Origin of the sequence: Shewanella psychropiezotolerans, assembly GCF_007197555.1 — a bacterium.
In the GTDB taxonomy this organism is placed as follows: domain Bacteria; phylum Pseudomonadota; class Gammaproteobacteria; order Enterobacterales; family Shewanellaceae; genus Shewanella; species Shewanella psychropiezotolerans.
The window spans coordinates 4,519,638-4,543,516 of record NZ_CP041614.1 but is presented as its reverse complement, the minus strand read 5'-3'; the positions used below and the strand labels follow the sequence as shown (position 1 = coordinate 4,543,516).

The following is a 23,879-nucleotide window of genomic DNA, read 5'->3' as shown; positions in this document are numbered from 1 at the left end:
GTAATGATTTTTATCAATAGTGTTAAATCCAAAGTATAAAAAAACCGGCATAAGCCGGTCTAATATACTACTTCTGTTTGATAGAAGTGATTTAGATTAGGAAGTCATCCATAGAACGGCCTTTATCTAGCTCAGTCTTAAATACTGTCGGCATACGGCCTTGACCAGTCCAAGTGATTGCCTCGCCATTCACGTCGATAGCATATTTAGCTGGACGTGGAGCGCGCTTCTTAGGTGCTGGTTTTACCGCCGATGCACCCAGATCATCAATTGATAAGCCAACGGCTTCCATCTGTTTGCGGATTTCATCTATCTTGGCATTTCTTTCTGCCGTAGCTTCTGCTTCAGCTTCTGCTTGAGAGTCTCTTTCTGAGATAACTTTATCAAGTTTTACCGCTAATTCTTTTAAGTCTTCAATCGATAGTTCTTTTACTGCGGCTTTAAAACGGCGGCCATGAGTTAGTATTTCAAGAAAATCGCTCATAATTATTTGGTCCAATTATATTAAGTGAGTTATTAAATATCAGACTAATAATAGGAATTATTAGAACAAGTTTCAAATGTTATTTTAATTAAATTAATGAATATATATTTATATTCATATTATCTGCTGTTTATTGTTATTTTATTCGGTTAAAAATCACCAGAATATGATATGTATCAAAAAAAATACAAACAAGCGTTTGAATCCTTATTGACGTTAACGTTAACAGCACGTAAAGTAGAGCTACTTTGTGTAGGTGTTAACCTATACTCAACCCTCTAAATATGACGTAAGAAGGAAGCCCTATGAAAGTATTGGTGCCTGTTAAGCGCGTCGTCGATGCCAATGTTAAAGTCAGAGTGAATGCTGATAATACCGATGTCGATACCGCTAACTTGAAAATGGCGATTAACCCTTTTTGTGAGATTGCCGTAGAAGAAGCCGTGCGCCTAAAAGAAGCTGGTGTAGCTTCTGAAATTGTGGTTGTTACCGTGGGCCCTAAAGCCGCACAAGAGCAACTACGCACGGCAATGGCTTTAGGTGCCGATCGTGGTATTCATATCCAGACTGAAGAGGCGTTAGTACCTTTATCTATTGCTAAGCTGCTCAATGCAGTTCAGGAAAAAGAGCAGGCACAACTGATTATCTTAGGTAAGCAAACTATCGATGGTGATAATAACCAGACCGGACAGATGCTGTCGGCACTGGCTAATATGCCTCAGGCGACATTTGCTTCAGAAGTTAAAGTCGAGGGCGACTCTCTTGCCGTGACACGTGAAGTCGACGGCGGCCTACAGAGTGTCACCATTTCGCTGCCAGCAGTCGTGACGGTTGATTTGCGTTTAAATGAACCCAGATACGCTAAGTTACCTAACATCATGAAGGCAAAGCGTAAGCCATTAGAGACCCTTTCTATCGATGATTTAGGTGTAAGTCTGAAGCAGCATCAAACAGTATTAAAAGTGACTCCACCTGCCGAGCGTAAGGCTGGAATTATGGTGGCTAGCGTTGCAGAACTGGCCGATAAGTTAAAGAATGAAGCGAAGGTGATCTAATGGCAATTTTAGTATTAGCAGAACATGATAATGCCAGCTTGAAGCTGGACACCGCCAAAGTTGTCGCTTGTGGTCAAGCCATTGGTGGCGATATCGATGTCTTGATTGCCGGTCATGAATGTGCCGCAGTGGTCGATGCCGCCAAGCAACTTGCAGGTGTCAGGCATGTTTTAGTCGCACAGTCGGCGCAATATGCTCACGGGTTTGCCGATAATGTGGCACAGCTTATCGTGGATCTTGCCGGTGATTATGAACACATTTTGGCTGCAGCTACTAGCCAAGGTAAAGACACATTACCACGAGTATCGGCGCTTTTAGATGTCGCTCAGTTATCTGAAGTGGTAGAAGTCGTTAGTGCCGATACCTTCGTCCGTCCAATATACGCAGGTAATGCATTAGCCACGGTTCAGAGCCATGATGCTAAGAAGGTATTAACCGTACGTTCAAGTGCGTTTGATGCGGTCGCTAATGATGGAGCTGCGGATGTTGTTGCCATAGATAAGGTATTCGATTCTGTGACTCAGTTTATTTCTCAGAGCCTATCAGAATCTGAGCGCCCCGAACTTGGCGCTGCATCTGTTGTGGTATCGGGTGGTCGTGGTCTGGGTAGCGGTGAGAATTTTGCTATCTTAGAAAAGCTTGCCGATAAGCTAGGTGGCGCACTCGGTGCTTCACGCGCTGCGGTCGATGCAGGTTTTGTGTCTAACGATCTTCAAGTGGGTCAAACTGGTAAGATTGTGGCACCTGACTTGTATATTGCCGTGGGTATCTCGGGGGCAATTCAGCATCTGGCTGGGATGAAAGACTCTAAAGTGATCGTCGCCATCAACAAGGATCCTGAAGCGCCTATTTTCCAGATTGCCGATTACGGCTTGGAAGCGGATCTGTTTGAAGCGGTTCCCGAGCTAACTGATTTGCTATAACTTATCGATTATATGCTGTGTAAATGTAAGTTTTAGGTGAAATCCCTTTTGATTTACACTAAATAAGCGTGATCTTAGTCACAGTGAGCGGCTTTGGGGTAGAATCCTCAAAGCCGCTTGTGTTTTTATTAACTTCACGTTTTCATGTTTTCCTGAGTTTAGTACCTCTGTTTGGTACTATCAGTTCGGCACATGATAAACGTCCTGAGAAGTAGAGGTGCATTAAAGATCAGTAGTGATAGTCAGGGTGATACCGCTTATCTATCATGAAAGGCTTTGATGCCGAAGTAGTAATACATATCACGGTTTACTGCTGGGGCTGTATCGAATAGGTACAGCACTGCCATAGTATTTCTTATCTGGATGATAAGAAAATTTATACCTTTTAACTAACGGTATTACTATGGAGCGCTACTGATAGGACAGGTGTTTTCAGATATCTTTAATATCCCACCAGTTCAGCAGCCTCCATTCGTACTTAAAACTAAGATTATAATTAAATGACAACTTTAAGTTACGCCGATTCGGCGCTCTCATTGCTGCCACCTGTGGTTGCGATTCTGATGGCGATTGTTACACGTCGTGTATTGCTCTCTTTAGGGCTGGGAATATTACTCGGCGCTATTTTGATAAACGATTTCTCTGTCATAGCATCTGGGCAATACTTAGGCGAGCAAGTTGCTGGCCTATTCTGGGATGATGGTGCTCTCAATGCCTGGAACATGTATCTGCTAGGCTTCCTGGTACTATTGGGGATGATCACCGCGCTTATTACGGTGAGCGGTGCGGCTAACGCTTTTGCCGATTGGGCAAGGGGTCACATAAAGTGTAAACGTGATGCCAAGTTGATGACCATGTTCTTAGGCTGCGTGATCTTTATCGACGATTACTTCAACAGCTTAGTCGTCGGCAGTGTCGCCAGACCTCTGACCGACAGATATTATATCTCTCGCAGCAAGCTCGCCTATATTTTGGATTCGACAGCTGCACCAATCTGCGTGATCTCTCCCGTGTCGAGTTGGGGGGCTTATATCATCGCCTTGATCGGCGGTATTCTCACCGCCCATGGTTTCACAGATTCAGGACATCTGAGCATCTTTATCCAGATGATCCCGATGAACTTCTATGCCATATTTGCACTGCTACTTTTGTTTTGTGTCGCCTTCATGGATCTCAATGTCGGCCCCATGCGTCAGCATGAGCTCAATGCGCAGAAGGGTAACTTATATGATGAGGCTAAAGGCTTACCCCCCGGAGCTAATTCAGATCTGCCTGAGGCCGATAACGGTAAGATTCTGGGATTATTTCTGCCCATTATCGTACTGGTTCTTGCGACCTTCTATTTCATGGTGAGCAGCGGCGGAGACGTCTTAGCAGCAGACGGAAAACCTTTCAGTATTCTTGGTGCATTTGAAAATACCGATGTAGCTTCGTCTTTGTTCTTCGGTGCCTTGGTCGGTTTTATTGCGACTCTGGCCTTAGTCTTGATACAAGGATTGGATAAGTCATACCTAACTAAAGGTCTGGTTGCTGGTGCTCGCTCTATGCTGCCAGCCATCTATATCTTGCTATTTGCCTGGACGATTGCCGGCGTGATTGGTCAATTAGAGACAGGTAAGTACATGGCGAGTCTGGCATCGGGTAATATTCCGTTTGCGTTGTTACCCGCCGTCTTATTCGTGCTTGCAGGACTGACGGCGTTCTCTACCGGCACCAGCTGGGGGACGTTTGGTATCATGCTACCTATTGCCGCGGACATGGCGATGGGTACTCATACCAATATGATGTTACCTATGCTTGCGGCAGTGCTCGCTGGTGCAGTATTTGGTGATCATTGTTCACCTATCTCAGATACGACGATCCTCTCCTCCACGGGAGCTAACTGTCATCATATCGATCATGTGGTCACTCAACTGCCCTATGCCTTAATCGTGGCGGGGATCAGCTTGGGCGGTTATATCGTGCTGGGATTCACCGAGTCTCTGATGGCTGGACTCGCTACCTGTAGCATCTTATTTGTGATTAGCGTCTTGGTTTTGAAGGTTAAATCTACTCAGTCTACCAGCTAGCCATGCTACCAATGTTGTTGCTAGCCTAAGGCAAGACTAGCAAGTGAAATACCGCTCATATGAGCGGTATTTTTTTGTCTAGAGTTTCGCAGTAATCCAGTCGCTGTTTATCAGAATTAGTGAGTATTGGCTTGAATAGCACTGGCACATGATTTTCGTTATAAAAATTGTTAAACTGTAGCCGAATTCACGTATAAGGAATATCAGTTTGGCACAGCTCTATTTTTATTATTCGGCGATGAATGCCGGTAAGTCTACTTCACTCTTGCAGTCTTCATATAACTATCGCGAACGTGGCATGAACACCTTAGTGATGACGGCCTCAATCGATGACAGATACGGTGTGGGTAAAGTGTCTTCACGCATTGGTATCGAAACCGCTGCGCAGGTATTTGGTAGTAGCGATGATATTGCCAAGATGATAACGACGGCTCATGAAGAGCAGAAACTGCATTGTATCCTTATCGATGAATCTCAGTTTTTGAGTAAAGAGCAGGTCAAACAGCTGACCTATATCGTCGACATATTGGATATACCTGTGCTCTGTTATGGCCTGAAAACAGACTTTCAGGGAGAGTTATTTACCGGTAGCCAATATCTACTGGCCTGGTCAGACAAACTGGTCGAGCTTAAAACAATCTGTCATTGTGGTCGCAAGGCGAACATGGTGGTGAGATTAGACGATGAGGGCAAGCCTATGCGTGAAGGTGAGCAGGTCGCCATAGGTGGCAACGAGAGCTATGAATCTGTTTGCCGCAAGCATTTCAGAGAGTTTTTGTGGGATTAGCATCAGCGTTTAGGTCCTAGTATCTAAGTATTAGGACCTCTCATTAATCCAACTTGGACAGTAACTGCCTTACCTCTTCCCGTGTGTTATCTATCTTGGCGATTATTTGTTTTACACTCGTTTCGTCATCTCCTATCGAATCCCAATCTTGCTGCCATTCTTGTTTTAGTTGTTGAGTCGCTTGCTGCAATTCCGGTTCTGTGATCATGCTCAAGTCTGCAATCAGGTTTACTTTAATCCAACCTTTTCGCGGGTTTCCGGCGATTTGATCTTTATCGTAATAGGCCGCGTAGATGATCCCTTCCAGCTCAGACAGTTGTAGCAAGAGCTCAAAGCTTGCCGAGCGCATTGTTGAGTTATATTCAGTGACCTCCATTCGCCAGACGTTGTAGCTAAATCCTACAAGCGCAAATACCATGCTAAAAATGGCGGTTATTTGGAAAATGTGTTCTTTACTCTTCGGAAATGTCGGCTGCATATTGTTAATTTCATTGCCTAGCTTATAAACAAAGATAGTGTAAAGCCCATAAAAATTTCATTTTATCTGCTGAACATATTTTATTTTTACTGAATGTTAATTGCTAAGTATTCGGTCTATAGCTATGAATTAACTGCAAGTGAGTTCATAGCTTGGACTGCCAGTAGTCGGTTTGCCTTCGGTGATTGTTTGGAGGCTTACACCAGTTGATATTATAGGGAGGATTTATTCAAATGAAATTTGGCATCAAGGCTTTTGGTTTAGCGGCTGTAGTTTTTACTATCTTGGGTTTAATAACCTTTGTTTTCATAAACTCGGATGTAAACTCATTAGAGTTCAGCGAGGATGTGAAACTGGCACCTAACTTCGCATTAGCCGATCCCCTAGGCAAGGTTCACCAATGGTCAGAATATAAGGGTAAGCCGACTATCATACACTTCTGGGCGACCTGGTGCCCTTATTGTAAGAAACTGCAGCCAGGATTGGAGAAGTTGCGTGTGGACTACAGTGATAGCGACTTGCAGATCTTAGGAATAAGTTTCAATGAAGATGAGGGAGCCGATCCTGCCCAGACGTTAATGGAGCGAGGTATTCAGTTCCCAACCTTAGTGAAAGGGGAGAGTGCCGCTAAAGCTTATGGTGTTCCCGGCACCCCGACGACGGTATTTATCAATCGCCGTGGAGAGGTTGTCTGGGTGACAAATATTTCAGATCCTAACAACCAGAAGTTGAAGCAAGCTGTTGATTATATTCTTAGCCACTAAGTGATAGATGCAGCCTAGAACTAGGCGCGAGTGGCTAATTAAAAACAATCATCAGTAACAGCACGGGTAAAATATTCAAATTTTGGCACTGGGGAGCGATATTCGACGTGGCATTTGAACTTACCACTTCGAATGTCTGCTAACTTGTCTGCAAATTTTTTGGGGATAATAGCAAAAGAGGAAAATGAACCTATTCCAAACACGAAATCATCATCAGATAATCCCATTACACTTTTATAGTTATCTTCTACTAGCGTATTTGAAGATGAGGTACCAGTAGCTTTTGGATAGCCGTTCGATACATACAGACGTGTATCTGATACATCTATGTAGAAGTAACCTACCTGTCGATCCCAATTTGGATTGTTGTTACATGTGCCATCGCAATCTTCTCTATCGGCAATGCCATCAAGTTGGGTTTTTGAGTGTACAAGTTGATTCATTGAGGCGATGGAACCAGCTATCCCTTCAAGATTGGCTTTCTGAGCGTCACTGCCTAGCGAAAGAAACTTAGGAGTAGCAATAACTGCGAGTATGCCTAAGATTATGATGACAACCACTAACTCGATTAAGGTAAAGCCAGTTTGATTTTTGTTTAAAGACACTTTATATATATCACTAACAAATTGTGCGCGGAATATACTTAGATTAAACTTTCTTATCAAGAATGTATCACTCAAATCGATAAATAAAACTGAACTATTTTAATATGTTGCTGGTTTTATTTATTGTGTGCGGGTTCTGTTTTTAACTTGTGTCGGTTGGATTTATTTTGTTGTTCTTAGGTTGGTTTGGCTGCTGGTTTCTAAGGCACTAGCTCAAGACAAGCAGCGTATTCTGGAGTCGTGTCGGCGATGCTCCCTGGCGATCCGGTCACCATATAGAAGTCTCTGTGGCTGCCACCGCCGATATCTGAGCTGCTCCAGTAATATTCGTTATCCACTCCCCAGCCTAGGGCATTACCCACATGAGCGCTGGCAAATTCAGGGTAACTGGCTTCTGCAGCATCATAAAACTGCTTCAAGCCGAAGGGGTTTGAGACATCAGTGTTACCCTCTACGGCGAGTGTCATTCCACGAGCGGTGCACAAAGCATCGGCATTGGGCCAAGTGTATAACCCCCAGAGTACATTGCTGCCAATTTCAGAGTCTTGACCATCATGAAGTGGCGATGCTGGTATTGCCGCATTAAGCAGGACCGACTCGATTATGCTAAGTGGTCGATGTAATCGTTTGGTGACCGTCGCTATGGTCAGCTCGATATAATCAACCGACGCTATGGCCCTGCTGGTTATCTGGTTGCTACCATCGAGTGTCATAGGCAGTCCGCCAGTGACACTCGTTACAGGATATTGGGATACTAAGTTACATATCTCTCCCTCCTCAACAGTGGTCACACAGACCTCCACATCGTAGCCTACCAGTCTGAATGCTGACTGAGTAATGGGTAAGCGGGATATAGTATAGCTGGTGTTGCTGGTGGATCTTACTGCATTGTCAGCCGGGTTGGTCGACTTCCAGGTGACGCCAGTTTCGCTATAGCCTTTCACATCTAAGGTTAAAGTTTGATTGAGTTTTAATTCACCGGTGAGCAAGATAGCCGCTATGTCTGTGGTGATGCAGGCTTGTGAACCTATTTTTGGTGTACCACTCACGGCGACAGCTGTAACACAAAAACTTAGGCTTTTACCGCCACTGTCTGCTAACGGTGTGTATGAGATGTTTTGGCTGACTTCTACATTATCCAGTTTCCAACTGAACAGACTAACCCCTTCAGCATCGCCATCAGAATCGATAAAGTCATAGCTAACAGTTAAAAAGGTACTGGGTTTGACGAAAGTATCCCAACTTAAGTTAGTTGTGCTTGGTGCGCTGCCTGCTTTTGGATTAATGTTAGCGGCAAGAGTACAAACCTGATCTCCAGTTGCATTCTGACCATAAGTTGCTAATGGAGTAACACAGAAACTAATATCTTTACCTTCATCAGCGACGACGAGTGTTACTGTTGAGCCTGTGGCGATTTCGGTGCCATCAACCTGCCAGCTTAGTAAGCTAGCTCCCTCGGGGCGGCTGTTAGCGTCATTATACAGGTAGCTGCCAGTGAGTAAGGTGCCTACCACGGGAGTTGGGCTGATTAACAAAATGGTTGCAGTCGGAGCGGTATAGGTCCCAGTGATATTTTGTGAGAAACACACCTGTAGCCCTTGTTTAGGGGAGCCAGTTTGCGCAATCGGGGTGACACACAATTGCAGAGTTTTCCCTTCGCTGTCTATGGGTAAAGTGAGGCTTAAGCCTGTGCCGCTAGCTAGGTTATCGATTAGCCATTGAGTCAGACTGCTGGCTTCAATATCACCATTGGCATCGCTATAGAGATAACTGGCTGTGACACTTTGCCCGGGTTGCAGTGGCGATGAGATGGTTAAGCCGCTTGCTTCAGGGGCGCTGCCTGCTTTGGGGAAAATGCTCGCTGGCGTCGAGCACACTTGCGTACCGGTGGCATTGATGCCATAGGCTGCCACAGGGGTAACACAAAACGTTAGGATTTTACCTTCATCGGTGGCGGCGAGAGTGAGTGTCTCTCCTGCTGAAACCTCAGTACCATCTAGCTTCCAGGTCAGTAAGCTAGCTCCCTCGGGGCGGCTGTTAGCGTCATTATACAGGTAGCTGCCAGTGAGTAAGGTACCTACCACCGGAGCTGGGCTGATTAACAAAATGGTTGCAGTCGGAGCGGTATAGGTCCCAGTGATATTTTGTGAGAAACACACCTGTAGCCCTTGTTTAGGGGAGCCAGTTTGCGCAATCGGGGTGACACACAATTGCAGAGTTTTCCCTTCGCTGTCTATGGGTAAAGTGAGGCTTAAGCCTGTGCCGCTAGCCAGGTTATCGATTCGCCATTGAGTCAGACTGCTGGCTTCAATATCACCATCGGCATCGCTATAGAAATAACTGGCTGTGACACTTTGCCCGGGTTGCAGTGGCGATGAGATAGCTAAGCTGCTAGCAACAGGAGCACTACCAGCTTTTGGATCTATGTTAGAGGGGGCTGAGCAGACTTGGAGCCCTATTGCATTCTGGCCATAAGTTGCTAATGGAGTAACACAGAAACTAATATCTTTACCTTCATCAGCGACGACGAGTGTTACTGTTGAGCCTGTGGCGACTTCGGTGCCATCTACTTCCCAGCTCAGTAAGCTATCTCCCTCGGGGCGGTTGTTAGCGTCATTATACAGGTAACTGCCATTGAGCAGGTTGCCTATCACGGGAGTCGGGCTGATCAGCAACTTGCTAGCTGTTGGGGGCGTATAACTACCAATGACAGTTTTAGTATCGCAAGCTTCTGCACCTATGTTTGGCTCACCAGTTAAAGACTTTGGCGTGACACAAAAGCTAAGTATTGCACCTTCTGAATTCACTGGAAGCAAATAATGCAGCCCTTGTGCGACTTCTGAGGAGTTTAAGCGCCAGATTAACTGGCTAGCAGCTTCGGCATCATCATCCGCATCCGTGTATAAGTATGACCCTTCAATCTTAGAACCTGGCTGCAATGGGGATATTATGAGGATATTTTCAGCAACAGGAACACTACCTGATGTTGGTAAAATAAGTTCTGCGATAGAACAAACTTGTGAGCCAGTGTTGTTGTTTCCGTAAGCTGCGATAGGGGTGACACAGAAGTGGAGCCATTGCCCCTCATGAAGTTTGCTCGGTGTAAACTGACTATCATGGTTTTGCAGTTGATTATCAAGATACCAACTTACTTTACTGCCACCTTCCGGGCGGTTAGCGGCATCATTAAACTGGTAATCTAGGGATAAAATGGTATCGACCTCAGCTTGAGGGGAGGTCGATAGCTGTGTGGCTGTTGGTGGCGAGAAGGTTTCATAACTTGGAAAGCCATCGTCGTCACCACCACAAGCTGTTAACAATGTGGCAGTGATCATCAGGCTTAAAAAGCGAAAGTTTACAGCTAGCAACTGTAAAGCTGAATCTAGATAACCCTTGTTAATTTGACTAAATATGGCCACTTTACCTTCCTCAAATGAGAACATAATGAGCAATGCTCATGCATTGCAAAGTGATCCATCACATCTAGTATGTTGTTATCAAACTGTTCGTATAAGATATACAAAATTTACTTGTATTGAAAGTTGTTACATGCCATTTGTTTGACGTATGTTGCGTAAAGATTAATTTTAGTCGATTTTTAAAATGAAAAAAGGCCAGTGATTTCTCACTGGCCTTTAATACTTGTATGTCTTGTCCTGGAATTAGCGAATAGCTATAGGCTCATCTCTGGTACATGCTCAGGAACAACTAACTTACCCGCCGTTTTCTCAACTATCTCTTCGACAGAGACACCCGGAGCACGCTCTAGCAGGTGGAAGGCACCATCTTTAATCTCCATAAAGGCCAGATCGGTCAGCACACGTTTGATGCAGCCAAAGCCAGTTAGCGGCAGTTCACACTTAGCGAGCAGTTTAGAGTTTCCGCGCTTGTCTGCATGCATCATGGTGACGATAATATTGTCAGCACCAGCGACCAAGTCCATAGCGCCGCCCATGCCCTTGATGAGCTTACCAGGGATCATCCAGGAGGCGATAGAGCCTTGCTCATCAACCTCGAAGGCACCGAGTACGGTAAGGTCTACATGACCGCCACGGATCATGGCAAAACTTTCAGCCGATGAGAAGAATGAAGCGCCGTCGACGGCGGTGACAGTTTGCTTACCTGCGTTGATAAGATCGGCATCTATGGTCTCTTCAGTGGGGAACTCTCCCATGCCAAGTAGGCCATTTTCCGACTGCAGCATTACATCTATTCCCTGTGGAATATAGTTAGCCACTAAGGTTGGAATACCTATGCCTAAATTAACGTAGAAGCCATCTTTTAGCTCTGCCGCTACACGTTGTGCGAGTTGATCTCTTGTTAATGCCATTATCTCTCCCTCCTGCTTATGCTTCAGCTGGCTTTACAGTACGTTGCTCGATGCGTTTCTCGAATGTGCCTTGGATGACACGATTAACGTAAATCCCCGGGGTGTGGATATGATCTGGGTCTAATTCGCCGGGTTGAACGATATGCTCGGCTTCGACTACGGTAATTTTACCGGCCGTTGCCATCATAGGGTTGAAGTTAGCGGCGGTTTTACGAAAGACCAAGTTACCCATGGTATCGGCTTTCCAGGCGCGAATTAAGGCAAAGTCTGCGGTGAGTGATGGCTCAAGTACGTAATGGCGCCCCTCTATCTCACGGGTTTCCTTGCCTTCAGCAATGGGGGTACCGTAACCCGTTGCGGTGAAGAAGGCGGGGATGCCTGCGCCGCCTGCACGTATTTTCTCGGCGAGTGTGCCCTGGGGGTCAAGATCACATTGAGCTCGCCGGATAACATCTGCTTCTCGAAAGTGGCGTTTTCACCGACATAGGAGGCTATCATGGTATCGATTTGGCGGCTCTTGAGCAGTAAGCCTAAGCCGAAATCATCGACTCCGGCGTTATTAGAGATGGCCGTCAATCCTGTTACGCCGATTTTGACCATATGTGAGATCAAGCCTTCGGGGATACCACAAAGGCCAAATCCGCCTACCATCACAGTCATGTCATTGGAAAGGCCCTTAAGGGCTTCTTCATAACTGTGTACGACTTTATTCAGTCCTGCCATTATTCTTATCTCCTTTGTAGAAGGGTCGAGTGTTAATTCTGTAGGTTCTAGGTTCGCGCTGCTTTTTACTCGCTGATGGCTCTTAACTGAGTAAGGCTTGGGCAACTTTAGAGCCTGTCTGTCTGCCAAGGGCCTGGCTTATCTTGTTACCTGCCTGGGCAAGTAAAGTGAGATCTATGCCTGTGTCTATTCCGAGTCCATGTAACATGTAGACTAGATCTTCGGTGGCTAAGTTACCCGATGCACCTTTGGCATAGGGACATCCACCGAGTCCAGCTACCGATGAGTCAACGACACTGACGCCGGTTTCAAGACAGGCCAGAATATTCGCCAGTGCTTGTCCATAGGTATCATGAAAGTGTAGTGCGAGTTTATCCACTGGCACGACTTGGCTGACTGCTTGCACCATTTTACGGGCATTATTTGGCGTGCCAACGCCTATGGTGTCACCGAGTGAGATCTCATAGCAGCCCATCTTGTAAAGGATTTCAGACACGCGAGCCACTTCATTCACGTCAATCTCACCTTCATAGGGGCAACCTAAGACGCAGGACACATAGCCTCGTACCCGAATGTTTTCGGCCTTAGCACGCTCCATCAGTGGCTTAAAACGCACAATGGACTCTTGGATTGAGCAGTTAATATTACGCTGAGAGAAACTCTCGGACGCCGCGCCAAAGATGGCAACTTCATCGGCTTTTGCGTCAAGCGCGAGTTCCAGACCTTTCAGGTTCGGGGTCAGCGCACTATAGGTCACATCCGCTTCACGCTTAATATTGCGTAATACTTCACCTGAATCGGCCATCTGTGGTACCCATTTGGGTGATACTAAGCTCGCCGCTTCGATGCGTTTAATGCCTGCTTTGGCTAAGTCTTGTATCAAGATTATCTTGTCCTGAGTACTGACTGTCTTTTCGTTTTGCAGGCCGTCGCGAGCGCCGACTTCAAATATGCTGACCTGTTTAGGGAACATTATTAGGCTCTCCGCTTATCAGTTGCATGTATTACATGAGTCATCTTCATGCTTTCCCTTCTACTTTCTCTTCAGTCTCAGCTGGCTCGACTTCTACTAATATGGTGCCATCAGTGACTAATTCGCCTGGCTCGAAGAAGAACGCATTAACTACGCCATCAAAGGGAGATTCAATTGTGTATTCCATCTTCATCGCTTCCATCACCATCAGCCCTTGACCCGCTGTTACGGCATCACCTTTGTTGACTAGGTGAGTCACGATAGTGCCATTCATCGGCGCCTTGAGCTTATCTTCGAGACACTCTTGCTCTTCAACAAGCTCAGTCTGAATCGCACGGTAATGATAGCTGGTGGCATTGATAAAGAGGGTGAAGTCTTCTTCAACCTGGCTGACCGGCACTTTCACTTTATGACCGGATGTCTTGATAGCTAGAGCCTTGTCATGCTCGTCTTTAACGGCAATCTCAGCGTGAAGCATTTCATCGATGAGCTCGCCCTTTAGCACGTAAGCCTTGTCATCGATTTGAACCTGATAGACAGACTGACCAGCAATCATCATTTCACTGACTTCTAAATGTTGAACTTGATGCTTATCGTCCAGCAGTGAGACCTGGTGGATACTGTTGCTATTGAGCCTAAATCCACTCACAGTACCCCAAGGAGAGTAAGGATCATGACTGTTCACCGCACATTCTTTAGCGGCGACTTTACAGGCGCAGAGTTGGTAGAGCGCCGCTAAGGCTAAGGAATTTTGTTCATCGTTCGACGCAGATAAGCTACGGCCGATAAGTTCATCGCCGTAGCGCTCGATAAAGTCGGTGCTGAAATTAGCATCGCTGAAGGCTTTATGCTCGGTGATGTTAGCCAGGAACTCGATATTGTGTTTCAAGCCACTGATCTGGTATGACTCCAGGGAGTGGACCATACGTTGTAATGCTCGTGGGCGAGTCTCGTCCCACACAATAAGCTTAGAGATCATAGGATCGTAGAAGTTACTGATCACATCGTTTTCACGAATGCCCGAGTCGATTCGTACAAACTTACTCTGCTCTGGTTCACGCAGGAAGTTAAGCTTTCCGCTGGCGGGCAGGAAGTCATTTTGCGGGTCTTCGGCGTAGATACGTACTTCGAATGAGTGACCATGAATACGCACTTCATCTTGTTTCAAGGGTAAGTGACTACCGCTGGCTATCATTAACTGCCATTTAACCAGATCTTGACCTGTGACCATCTCAGTTACCGGATGCTCAACCTGCAAACGAGTATTCATCTCCATAAAATAGAAGCTGTTATCGGTATCGAGTAGAAATTCTATGGTGCCTGCGCCGCGATAGTCGATGGCTTTGGCTGCCGCGACAGCTGCTTCACCCATCTCGACTCTGAGTTCGTCACTCAGGCCTGGGGCTGGGGCTTCTTCGACGACTTTTTGATGGCGACGCTGAATTGAACAGTCGCGATCTGACAAATAGATGCAGTTGCCATAGTTGTCGGCGAAGACTTGTACTTCTACATGACGAGGTTGGCGCAAGTAGCGCTCCATCAGGAGTTTGTCGTTACCGAAAGAGGAGCTGGCTTCACGTCTGGCAGAGTGAATGTTTTCCAATACTTCAGCACTAGTCTCGACGATACGCATGCCTTTACCGCCACCGCCATAGGTTGCCTTGATCAGTAAGGGGAAGCCCATCTTGTTGGCTTCCTTGACGAGCAGGGCATCATCTTGGGCATCACCATGATAACCAGGCACTAGCGGCACATTTGCCGCCCCCATGATATCTTTTGCGGCGCTCTTGCTGCCCATGGAGTCGATGGCATCGGCAGTAGGGCCGACGAAAATGATGCCTGCTTGCTCACATTTTCGTGCAAATTCGGCATTTTCTGAGAGGAAACCGTATCCCGGGTGTATGGCTTGTGCACCAGACTTCTTGGCGATATCTATGATCAGATCGGCTTTAAGATAAGAGTCTGCCGGCGCGCTGCCACCTAAGTAAAAGGATTCATCGGCTAATGCCACATGGCGGGCATTGACGTCGGCGTCGCTGTATAAAGCCACGGTGCGAACGCCCATAGCCTTGGCTGTTTTGATGATACGACAGGCGATTTCACCACGGTTAGCAATTAATAGTTTTTTTATTAAGGATTGGCTAAACATTATTTGGCTCCTTGCGCACTGATATTTTTTGAATCGATTTGAGTGCTGCTCCAGCTTGGCTTGCGCTTGTCGAAGAAGGCATTTAAGCCTTCCTGACCTTCATTTGATACCCGAATTTTTGCGATTCGTTCACTGGTATGCTCTAGAGTCGCGTCATCGATAACGCCATCTTCGAGGCGAGACAGCAAGGTTTTCACCCATGTCATGCCTTGTGGGCTGTTAGCGAGCAGGGCTTGGATAATCGGCTCGGCGGCGGCCTCTAGATCGTCATTAATCTCGTGAATGACTTGTAGACCCAGTGCCTTTTCGGCAGTAAATCGTTCGGCAGTCAACATGTAGCGACGCGAGGCACGTTGACCCATGGCGCGTACCACATAAGGGCTGATAACCGCCGGGATGAGTCCGAGTTTGACTTCACTTAAGCAAAAACTGGCTCGCTCATTGGCAATGGCGATATCACAACAACAGATAAGCCCTAATGCGCCACCAAATGCTGCCCCCTGGACTAAGGCAATTGTGGGTTTGGGGAATTTATCTAAGGTCGACATCAACTTGGCAAGCTCATTGGCATCACACAAGTTTTGCTCGAAATCCATCTTGGCCTGCTTACGCATCCAATTGAGATCGGCGCCTGCACTGAAGTTTTTGCCATTGGCTTTCAGCACCAGTACCTGACATTCGCTATTGCTAGCAAAATGTTCGAGGGTCTGGATCATTTCGCCGATCATCACCTCATCGAAGGCATTATGCTTATCGGCTCGGTTGAGGATCATCTGTCCCACGCCATTAGTTAGTTGGCATGAAACGTATTTAAAATCTTCTATCAATTGTGTCGTCATGGTTCAGCACTCACAGCTTAGTCAATACAGGCTTGTCGGTCAGTATGGCCAAGGCCATTACATACGGAACACACCAAATTTAGTCTCTTCTATCGGCGCATTGAGCGCAGCAGATAAAGCTAAACCCACCACATCCCGGGTTTGTGCCGGATCGATAATGCCGTCATCCCACAAGCGGGCACTGGCATGGTAGGGGTGACCCTCTTTGTCGTATTGCTCGACGATAGGCGCACGGAACTTTTGCTCTTCATCATCTGACCATTCGACACCCTTACGGGCTAAACCATCACGTTTCACCGTGGCTAACACGCCGGCAGCCTGCTCGCCGCCCATCACAGAAATGCGTGCATTGGGCCACATCCACATCATGGTAGGTTCAAATGCGCGGCCACACATGCCATAGTTACCCGCGCCATAACTGCCACCTATGATGACGGTAAATTTAGGCACATTGGCACAAGACACTGCGGTGACCATCTTGGCACCATGCTTAGCTATGCCTTCATGCTCGTATTTTTTACCCACCATGAAGCCGGTAATATTTTGCAGGAACAAGAGAGGGATCTTGCGCTGACAACAGAGCTCGATAAAGTGGGCGCCTTTCTGGGCCGACTCAGAGAAAAGTATGCCGTTGTTGGCAACGATACCTATGGGATAGCCGTGAATACGGGCGAAACCACAGACTAAGGTGTTGCCGTAGTTGGCCTTAAATTCATCAAAATCTGAGTCATCGACCACACGGGCAATCACTTCCCTGACATCATATGGCTTCTTAAGATCTGTGCCGACTATGCCGTAGAGCTCATTGATATCGAACTTAGGCGGTTTTACCGGACTGAGCTGGGCTGCAATTGTCTTTTGATGATTTAAACGAGTCACAGCTTTACGTGCCAGCTCTAATGCATGGTCATCGTTTTGCGCCAAATGATCGGCAACCCCAGAGATCTTAGTGTGCACCTCGGCGCCGCCGAGCTCTTCAGCCGTGACCTCTTCACCGGTTGCCGCCTTTACCAGAGGTGGTCCAGCGAGGAAGATGGTGCCTTGCTCTTTGACGATAATGGACTCATCCGCCATGGCAGGCACATAGGCGCCACCTGCGGTACATAGGCCCATGACCACGGCAATTTGAGGAATGCCTTTGGCTGACATTTGTGCCTGGTTGTAGAAGATGCGGCCGAAATGGTCTCTGTCGGGGAAGACCTCATCTTGGCGGGGCAGGTAGGCTCCGCCTGAATCGACCAGATAGATACAAGGCAGATGACAGCGACTGGCAATCTCCTGCGCTCGTAAGTGTTTCTTAACAGTGACAGGATAGTAAGTGCCGCCCTTAACCGTGGCATCGTTGGCGATGATCATACATTCGACACCGCTAACACGACCTATTCCGGCAATAACGCCGGCAGCTGGGATGACATCTTCATATAACTCATAGGCAGCGAACTGAGAGAGCTCAAGAAACGGCGAGCCGGGATCGAGTAGCTTCTCGACCCTTTGTCTGGGTAACATCTTACCGCGGGATAGATGGCGCTGACGAGCAACCTCGCCGCCGCCCTGTTCAATCTGTTGCAGCTTGAGTTTAAGATCTTCAACAAGGGCTGCCATGTCTTCATGTTTTGCCTTGAATTCATCGCTGCGGGAATTTATACGACTGCTAAGTTGCGTCACGGTTTCAATCCTTTTGAGCAAAACTGAGGTCAAATGACGATGCCAAATGAACATTGGCATCGTCTCTGTGTGTGGCGGAGCTACTTAGATTCGTTGAACAGCTCTCGGCCGATTAACATACGGCGGATCTCCGAGGTACCGGCGCCAATTTCATAGAGCTTGGCATCACGCAGGAGTCGGCCCGTAGCATATTCGTTGACGTAACCGTTACCGCCCAGTAACTGAATCGCATCCAGTGCCATCTTAGTGGCGAGCTCGGCGGAGTAGAGAATGGCACCGGCGGCATCTTTACGTGTGGTTTCGCCTCGGTCACAAGACTTGGCCACATTGTAGACATAAGACTTAGCTGCGTTCATGCCGGTATACATGTCGGCAAGCTTGCCCTGTACCAACTGGAATTGTCCGATGGACTTACCAAATTGCTCACGCTCATGAATGTAAGGAATGACGATATCCATACAGGCGTTCATAATTCCCAGGGGGCCACCGGATAGCACCACACGTTCGTAATCCAGGCCGCTCATCAATACTTTAATGCCGTTGTTCAGGCCACCGAGTATATTTTCTGCCGGCACTTCGCAATCTTGGAAAACCAGTTCACAGGTGTTAGAGCCACGCATGCCTAGTTTGTCGAGTTTCTGCGCCGTGCTAAAACCCTTAGAGTCACGATCGACGATAAATGCCGTGATGCCATGGGCACCCTTGTCCAGATCTGTCTTAGCATAGATGACATAGGTTTGAGCGTCGGGACCGTTAGTGATCCACATCTTGTTGCCGTTTAAGATGTATCTGTCGCCCTCTTTGCGAGCGTGCAGCTTCATGGATACTACATCTGAGCCTGCATTAGGCTCACTCATGGCGAGGGCACCTATGTGCTCACCTGTGACTAATTTAGGCAGATACTTGGCTTTTTGCTCGGCATTACCGTTGCGGTTAATTTGGTTAACGCACAAGTTAGAGTGGGCGCCGTAGCTCAGACCAATCGAGGCAGATGCGCGGGAAATTTCTTCCATGGCAACCACGTGGGCCAGATAGCCCATTTCGGCGCCGCCATATTCTTCAGATACAGTCACACCCAGCAGACCCATATCACCCAGCACTGGCCAGAGATCATTAGGAAATGCGTTGTCTGCATCTGTCTTTGCTGCGATGGGGGCAATTTCATTGGCGGCAAAGTTCTGTACTGCATCACGCAGCATGTCGACATCTTCGCCTAGGCCGAAATTAAGAGATGAGTAGAGTTGAGTCATTGCTTGTGTCCTGTCAATTTCTTAAATCTTTAATGAGTAGATTTTTATTATTGTTTGTATTCTGCTTAGTAACTTTAGTTGGTCACTAATCTTTATAACTTGGGTTTGTCATTGCTGGTGTTTATTTTTCTTGGAGTGCCAGTGCCGTCCTACATTGCTGCTCGGCAGAATTTAGCTCCATCAAGACGACCTTGATGTCATCCATCTGCTGCTGTAGAGACGATTTCTTGTCTTCGACGAGATCTAACATGGTTTGAAGTTGTGAGCTGCTGTTCTTATCGGCATCGTAGAGTTCGAATAGACGGCGAGTCTCAGCGAGTGAAAAGCCCAGACGTTTTCCTCTGAGGATCAGTTTAAGACGCACCCTATCTTTTAGCCCATAGATGCGAGTTTGCCCACGACGCTTAGGCTTAAGTAAGCCCTGATCTTCATAGAAACGGATACTACGCGTCGTAATATCAAACTCTTTCGAAAGATCACTAATAGAGTAAGTTGTCTGGGGGCTCTGATTTTCACTCATAAAAAACACCATAATATTTAACTTTTCCAGAACGATATATGAAGTTTACGTAAAGGTAAAGGTAATGGCCATTTTGAACATTGAATTTTTAATCTCAATTGCGCGGGTGAGCGTCAAGCAAATGTGCCACTTAACTAGAGAGGCTAGGCTTGAGGTGCGAGTCCCTAAGCGCATGGAGTCTACATCTAGGACTAGGTACTCGTTGATTTACAGCTTAAAGCTTATCCCAAGGTCTAATGGGAATCGGTGCAGCTGCCAGCATAATGGAATTTGGTTTGGCTGTTTTATATACAGAGTATCGGTAAGAGATGTGTATAGAAATCGGCTAAGGATTCAAGGTAAGAATATTAATATATCAGCGATTCATACCGATCAGTATTAGGGGAGAGCAATGGAGATGTCGGAACGTACGTCAGGTAGCGAAATGTTACCTAAAGAAGCAGTAGAGTCGCAAGCTAATCAAGACCTTCATCGAGCCTTACATGCCAGATCTCTCGCTGAGCCAGAGTCTTTCTGGGGCGATGCGGCAAAGGCTGTCCATTGGGATAAGCCTTGGGATAAGGTGCTCGATGAGAGCCATGCGCCGCTTTACTCTTGGTTTTCTGGAGCCCAGTGCAATACCTGTTACAACGCTGTCGACCGTCATGTGGAGCAAGGCCGGGGCATGCAGGTCGCTATTCAGTATGTCAGCCCTGTGACGGATACAGAGTATGGCATTACTTATGATGAGTTGTTGGCTCAAGTGAGTCGTCTTGCTGGCTATATGCATGCAAATGGTGTTAAAAAGGGCGATAGGGTGATCATCTATATGCCCATGATCCCGGAGACGGCTTATGCCATGTTGGCCTGTGCTCGTTTAGGCGCTATCCACTCTGTGGTCTTCGGTGGATTTGCGGCCAGTGAGTTGGCTGCTCGTATCGATGATGCTAAACCTAAGCTCATTTTATCCGCATCATGTGGCGTCGAGCCATCCGGCGTGGTGCCCTATAAGCCTTTGCTCGATACCGCTATTGCTCAGTCTCAGCATAAGGTCGAGCAATGTATCATTTTAAATCGCAGCCAATATAGCGCCGAGCTCGTTGAGGGACGGGATAGCGATTGGCAGACTGCGGTAGCTTCTGCTGACGCCATAGCTTGTCAGACTGTCGCCGCTACCGATCCTCTCTATGTGCTCTATACGTCGGGAACCACGGGTCAGCCTAAAGGCGTGGTGCGTGATAACGGCGGTCATAGCGTCGCACTCATGTGGTCGATGCAACATATCTATGATATTGCTCCCGGCGATACCTTCTGGGCCGCATCGGATGTCGGTTGGGTCGTGGGGCACTCCTACATTGTCTATGGTCCCTTGCTGATGGGCGCCACCACACTCCTGTTCGAAGGCAAACCTATTGGTACGCCGGATCCCGGCATATTTTGGCGCACAATTGAAAAGTACAAGGTGAAAAGTTTCTTTACCGCTCCGACCGCCATACGCGCCATAAAACGTGACGATCCAGATGGTGACTTCTTAAGGGACGTCGACCTGTCTTGCTTAAAAAACCTGTTTCTGGCGGGAGAGCGCTGCGATCCCGATACCTTACACTGGGCCGAAGCGCGGCTGAAAAAACCAGTGATCGATCACTGGTGGCAGACTGAAACCGGCTGGCCCGTAGCGGCTAACTTGATGGGGACTGCGCCGGTTCAAGTAAAACCTGGCTCACCGGCACTGGCTGTGCCAGGCTTTAGGGTCGAAGTGCTCGATGAGCAGGGGGAAATAGTGCCTGCAGGCCAATCGGGAAATGTGGTGATCAAGTTACCTCTGCCACCCGGGGCTCTTACCACGCTTTGGCACAATGAAGCCCGATATCTCGACAGCTATTTATCCATGTATCCTGGCTACTACCTTACCGGAGATGCAGGCTATATGGATGAAGACGCTTATCTCTATATCATGAGTCGCATCGATGACATCATCAATGTCGCCGGTCATAGACTCTCTACCGGGCGTTTCGAAGAGGTCTTGTGTCAACATGAGGCGGTTGCCGAAGTTGCCGTCATCGGCGTCGAGGATAAATTAAAGGGCCAGTTGCCTCTGGGTTTAGTAGTATTAAAGAAGGGCGTAAACTTAAGTGATGAGGACTTGCATCGAGAGTTAATAGCCTTGGTGAGAGCGCAGATCGGTCCGGTGGCTTCTTTTCGTCTGGTCAGTGTCATTCAAAAACTGCCTAAGACGCGCTCGGGCAAAGTACTGCGAGGGACCATGAGGAAAATAGCCGATAACCAGAGTTATAAGATGCCGGCGACTATCGAAGATCCCCACACTTTAGACCTGGTTCGCAATACGCTTACACGCATGGGCTATGCGGACTCCCTAGTGTGATCTGCTTAAGCGTGAGCCTGCTAATCTGAGGGGAAATCCTACAATGCTAACGTGTTTAGCATTGTAGGTTTTTTTGATAAACATGAAACTAATTCGCCATTCAAGCGTAAAGCCTAGTAATTAACTTACCAAAGTCTGTATAATCTCCGCCAAAATATAACCTATCGTCTATGCTCCTTAGATGAGCAGCCTCTTATAAAAGAGGGGCTAATATTCTTGCCTTTCCTCTGGACTGGAATGAGTTTTAGTCAATAACAAGATAGGGTAAATTATCTCTGTGACCTGCGGAATATAATCAATGCAAAACCACACCAAATTACATGATATCGGCGTTATTGGACTGGGTGTTATGGGCAAGAATCTTGCACTTAATATTGCCGATAACCAATACAGCGTCGCTGCGTTTGACCTAGATTCAGACAAGGTGCAAGGTGTTGTGCAACAAGAGAAATCTGAGCACGCCGCCAGCAAGCAAGCCCAAGTACCTTTGCGTATCAATGGCTGTAATAATCTTTCTGAAATGTTATCTAGCCTCGAAAAACCGCGTATCTTGGTGCTTTCAGTGCCAGCGGGGGCCCCTGTAGATGGTGTGTGTAATGCACTCATCGACGCGGGTATCGAGTCTGATGATATCGTTATCGATACGGGTAATAGCTTGTGGACCGACACTGTCGAGCGCGAAGCGCGTTACTCGAAGAAATTTGTCTTCTTCAGCTGCGCCGTATCCGGCGGTGAGATGGGCGCGCGTTTCGGCCCATCATTGATGCCAAGCGGTGACATCAAGGCCTGGGATAGAATTAAACCTATCTGGGAAGCGATTGCGGCTAAAGTGGATGCCGAAACCGGCTTGCCCATAGAGCGTCAGGAGCCGGGAAACCCGGTCACTGAAGGCGAGCCATGTACCACCTATATTGGCCCGGCAGGTTCTGGTCATTATGTGAAGATGGTTCATAACGGCATCGAATATGCTGACATGCAGCTTATCTGTGAAGCCTATCAGTTACTCAGTGATGGCTTTGCCATGACGACGACTGAGATTGCGGATCTGTTTGATAAATGGAACCAAGGCAGCCTGAATAGCTACTTGATGGAGATCAGCGCGGAAGTCTTGAGACAGGCCGATCCTATTACTGGTAAGCCTCTGGTTTCGATGATCCTCGATAAGGCAGGGCAGAAGGGCACAGGACTCTGGACTGCGGTTAGCAGCTTGCAGATAGGTTGCCCCGCCCCAACGATTGCCGAAGCCGTCTATGCCCGCGCCGTCAGTACCCAAAAAGAGCAGAGACAGACATTGAGTCATCTGCTAAAAGGTCCAGCGGCTGAAAAGCCAACCGCTGATGAGCGTGATGCTTTTATTGACCAGCTTGAAAATGCCCTCTATTGCGCCAAGATTGCCTGTTATGCACAAGGCTTCCAGCTGATGGCCATGGCGGCGAAAGACAGAGGTTGGACGTTAAATTTCGCCGAAATTGCTAAAATCTGGCGTGCTGGCTGTATTATCAGAGCCAGGTTCCTGCAATCTATCACTCAAGCCTATCAAGCTGCAGCGAATGATGGCATTGAGTTGGACAACTTGTTGATGGCCGATGATTTCAGCATTGCCCTGTCTGAGAAACAACTGGATTGGCGTAAGGCTGTATCGGCGGCGGTACTAAAAGGTATTCCTGTGCCTTGTATCAGTTCGGCTCTGGCCTATTACGACAGTTATCGCTGTGAAACCTTGCCAGCTAGCCTGTTACAGGGACAGAGAGACTTCTTCGGTGCCCACACGTTTGAGCGCACCGATAAGCCTGCGGGTGAGAAGTATCACCTCAACTGGAGCCATGCTGCCAGAGACTTGATTAAGGTCTGACTCTTGGTATCTCCTTGCTAATTATTGCAAAGCGTAAAAAAGGCTTCCATG

Annotated in this window: 18 protein-coding genes, 1 pseudogene and 1 riboswitch; of the genes and pseudogenes, 7 read left to right on the top strand and 12 right to left on the bottom strand. The window is 47.4% G+C overall.

Annotated elements, in window-relative coordinates:
* Positions 1-91: 91 nt before the first annotated feature.
* Entirely contained in the window at positions 92-484 is a 393-nt protein-coding gene (locus FM037_RS20010; protein ID WP_144047447.1) for an H-NS histone family protein, read from the bottom strand.
* Positions 485-789: 305 nt separating this feature from the next.
* Here FM037_RS20010 and FM037_RS20005 point away from each other — a divergent pair, with 305 nt between their 5' ends.
* The 4 genes from FM037_RS20005 (at position 790) to FM037_RS19990 (ending at position 5,318) form a co-directional block, all read left to right on the top strand.
* On the top strand, positions 790-1,539 hold the full coding sequence (locus tag FM037_RS20005) for an electron transfer flavoprotein subunit beta/FixA family protein (protein WP_144047446.1): 750 nt from the start codon (positions 790-792) through the stop codon (positions 1,537-1,539).
* Positions 1,539-2,462, top strand: coding sequence for an electron transfer flavoprotein subunit alpha/FixB family protein (locus FM037_RS20000; protein WP_144047445.1), 924 nt, complete (start codon positions 1,539-1,541; stop codon positions 2,460-2,462). Before FM037_RS20005 ends, FM037_RS20000 begins: the two co-directional genes overlap by 1 nt.
* 204 nt (positions 2,463-2,666) lie before the next feature.
* A riboswitch (Lysine riboswitch) is annotated at positions 2,667-2,884 on the top strand.
* A 78-nt stretch (positions 2,885-2,962) separates the two neighbouring features.
* Complete coding sequence (locus tag FM037_RS19995; protein WP_144047444.1) at positions 2,963-4,531, top strand: Na+/H+ antiporter NhaC family protein; 1,569 nt, start codon at positions 2,963-2,965, stop codon at positions 4,529-4,531.
* 208 nt (positions 4,532-4,739) lie between these two features.
* Complete coding sequence (locus FM037_RS19990) at positions 4,740-5,318, top strand: thymidine kinase (protein ID WP_144047443.1); 579 nt, start codon at positions 4,740-4,742, stop codon at positions 5,316-5,318.
* A gap of 43 nt (positions 5,319-5,361) precedes the next feature.
* On the opposite strand, the gene FM037_RS19985 is transcribed toward FM037_RS19990, so the two are convergent.
* Complete coding sequence (locus tag FM037_RS19985) at positions 5,362-5,796, bottom strand: hypothetical protein (protein WP_144047442.1); 435 nt, start codon at positions 5,794-5,796, stop codon at positions 5,362-5,364.
* Between the two features lie 233 nt (positions 5,797-6,029).
* Between FM037_RS19985 and FM037_RS19980 the strand changes: the two genes are divergently transcribed.
* Entirely contained in the window at positions 6,030-6,560 is a 531-nt protein-coding gene (locus FM037_RS19980) for a TlpA family protein disulfide reductase (RefSeq protein ID WP_144047441.1), read from the top strand.
* A 38-nt stretch (positions 6,561-6,598) separates the two neighbouring features.
* On the opposite strand, the gene FM037_RS19975 is transcribed toward FM037_RS19980, so the two are convergent.
* The 10 genes and pseudogenes from FM037_RS19975 to FM037_RS19930 all read right to left on the bottom strand — a co-directional run bounded on the left by FM037_RS19975 (position 6,599) and on the right by FM037_RS19930 (position 19,614).
* Positions 6,599-7,225, bottom strand: coding sequence for a type II secretion system protein (locus tag FM037_RS19975; protein ID WP_324617086.1), 627 nt, complete (start codon positions 7,223-7,225; stop codon positions 6,599-6,601).
* Positions 7,226-7,365: 140 nt separating this feature from the next.
* Positions 7,366-10,584: a hypothetical protein gene (locus tag FM037_RS19970; protein ID WP_144047439.1), complete on the bottom strand. Its 3,219-nt coding sequence runs from the start codon at positions 10,582-10,584 to the stop codon at positions 7,366-7,368.
* A 254-nt stretch (positions 10,585-10,838) separates the two neighbouring features.
* Positions 10,839-11,495 (bottom strand): 3-oxoacid CoA-transferase subunit B, encoded by a 657-nt coding sequence (locus tag FM037_RS19965; protein ID WP_144047438.1) that lies wholly within the window; start codon positions 11,493-11,495, stop codon positions 10,839-10,841.
* Between the two features lie 16 nt (positions 11,496-11,511).
* Positions 11,512-12,218, bottom strand: a pseudogene (locus FM037_RS19960) (CoA transferase subunit A).
* A gap of 82 nt (positions 12,219-12,300) precedes the next feature.
* The gene (locus FM037_RS19955) at positions 12,301-13,191 is read right to left on the bottom strand and encodes a hydroxymethylglutaryl-CoA lyase (RefSeq protein ID WP_144047437.1); all 891 of its coding nucleotides are present in this window, start codon (positions 13,189-13,191) and stop codon (positions 12,301-12,303) included.
* A 46-nt stretch (positions 13,192-13,237) separates the two neighbouring features.
* Positions 13,238-15,340, bottom strand: a complete 2,103-nt coding sequence (locus tag FM037_RS19950; protein ID WP_144047436.1) for an acetyl-CoA carboxylase biotin carboxylase subunit — start codon at positions 15,338-15,340, stop codon at positions 13,238-13,240.
* On the bottom strand, positions 15,340-16,179 hold the full coding sequence (locus tag FM037_RS19945) for an enoyl-CoA hydratase-related protein (protein ID WP_144047435.1): 840 nt from the start codon (positions 16,177-16,179) through the stop codon (positions 15,340-15,342). The genes FM037_RS19950 and FM037_RS19945 overlap by 1 nt, the downstream gene beginning before the upstream one ends.
* Before the next feature lie 57 nt (positions 16,180-16,236).
* The gene (locus FM037_RS19940) at positions 16,237-17,844 is read right to left on the bottom strand and encodes a carboxyl transferase domain-containing protein (protein WP_144047434.1); all 1,608 of its coding nucleotides are present in this window, start codon (positions 17,842-17,844) and stop codon (positions 16,237-16,239) included.
* An 80-nt stretch (positions 17,845-17,924) separates the two neighbouring features.
* Positions 17,925-19,094: an isovaleryl-CoA dehydrogenase gene (locus FM037_RS19935; protein ID WP_144047433.1), complete on the bottom strand. Its 1,170-nt coding sequence runs from the start codon at positions 19,092-19,094 to the stop codon at positions 17,925-17,927.
* A 121-nt stretch (positions 19,095-19,215) separates the two neighbouring features.
* A complete protein-coding gene (locus tag FM037_RS19930) occupies positions 19,216-19,614 on the bottom strand; it encodes a MerR family transcriptional regulator (RefSeq protein ID WP_144047432.1) in 399 nt (132 codons plus the stop codon).
* 424 nt (positions 19,615-20,038) lie between these two features.
* Here FM037_RS19930 and FM037_RS19925 point away from each other — a divergent pair, with 424 nt between their 5' ends.
* Complete coding sequence (locus FM037_RS19925; protein WP_144049057.1) at positions 20,039-21,976, top strand: propionyl-CoA synthetase; 1,938 nt, start codon at positions 20,039-20,041, stop codon at positions 21,974-21,976.
* Between the two features lie 298 nt (positions 21,977-22,274).
* The gene (gene gndA / locus FM037_RS19920) at positions 22,275-23,828 is read left to right on the top strand and encodes an NADP-dependent phosphogluconate dehydrogenase (protein WP_144047431.1); all 1,554 of its coding nucleotides are present in this window, start codon (positions 22,275-22,277) and stop codon (positions 23,826-23,828) included.
* The last annotated feature ends 51 nt before the right edge of the window (positions 23,829-23,879 follow it).

What these genes read in the sequence shown, in the direction of transcription:
- FM037_RS19985 (WP_144047442.1), bottom strand. Translation starts at nt 5,796, where the DNA reads ATGCAGCCGACATTTCCGAAGAGTAAAGAACACATTTTCCAAATAACC.
- FM037_RS19935 (WP_144047433.1), bottom strand. Translation starts at nt 19,094, where the DNA reads ATGACTCAACTCTACTCATCTCTTAATTTCGGCCTAGGCGAAGATGTC.
- FM037_RS19995 (WP_144047444.1), top strand. Translation starts at nt 2,963, where the DNA reads ATGACAACTTTAAGTTACGCCGATTCGGCGCTCTCATTGCTGCCACCT.
- FM037_RS19950 (WP_144047436.1), bottom strand. Translation starts at nt 15,340, where the DNA reads ATGTTTAGCCAATCCTTAATAAAAAAACTATTAATTGCTAACCGTGGT.
- FM037_RS19965 (WP_144047438.1), bottom strand. Translation starts at nt 11,495, where the DNA reads ATGGCATTAACAAGAGATCAACTCGCACAACGTGTAGCGGCAGAGCTA.
- FM037_RS20010 (WP_144047447.1), bottom strand. Translation starts at nt 484, where the DNA reads ATGAGCGATTTTCTTGAAATACTAACTCATGGCCGCCGTTTTAAAGCC.
- FM037_RS19945 (WP_144047435.1), bottom strand. Translation starts at nt 16,179, where the DNA reads ATGACGACACAATTGATAGAAGATTTTAAATACGTTTCATGCCAACTA.
- FM037_RS20000 (WP_144047445.1), top strand. Translation starts at nt 1,539, where the DNA reads ATGGCAATTTTAGTATTAGCAGAACATGATAATGCCAGCTTGAAGCTG.
- FM037_RS20005 (WP_144047446.1), top strand. Translation starts at nt 790, where the DNA reads ATGAAAGTATTGGTGCCTGTTAAGCGCGTCGTCGATGCCAATGTTAAA.
- FM037_RS19930 (WP_144047432.1), bottom strand. Translation starts at nt 19,614, where the DNA reads ATGAGTGAAAATCAGAGCCCCCAGACAACTTACTCTATTAGTGATCTT.
- FM037_RS19980 (WP_144047441.1), top strand. Translation starts at nt 6,030, where the DNA reads ATGAAATTTGGCATCAAGGCTTTTGGTTTAGCGGCTGTAGTTTTTACT.
- FM037_RS19925 (WP_144049057.1), top strand. Translation starts at nt 20,039, where the DNA reads ATGTTACCTAAAGAAGCAGTAGAGTCGCAAGCTAATCAAGACCTTCAT.
- gndA (WP_144047431.1), top strand. Translation starts at nt 22,275, where the DNA reads ATGCAAAACCACACCAAATTACATGATATCGGCGTTATTGGACTGGGT.
- FM037_RS19955 (WP_144047437.1), bottom strand. Translation starts at nt 13,191, where the DNA reads ATGTTCCCTAAACAGGTCAGCATATTTGAAGTCGGCGCTCGCGACGGC.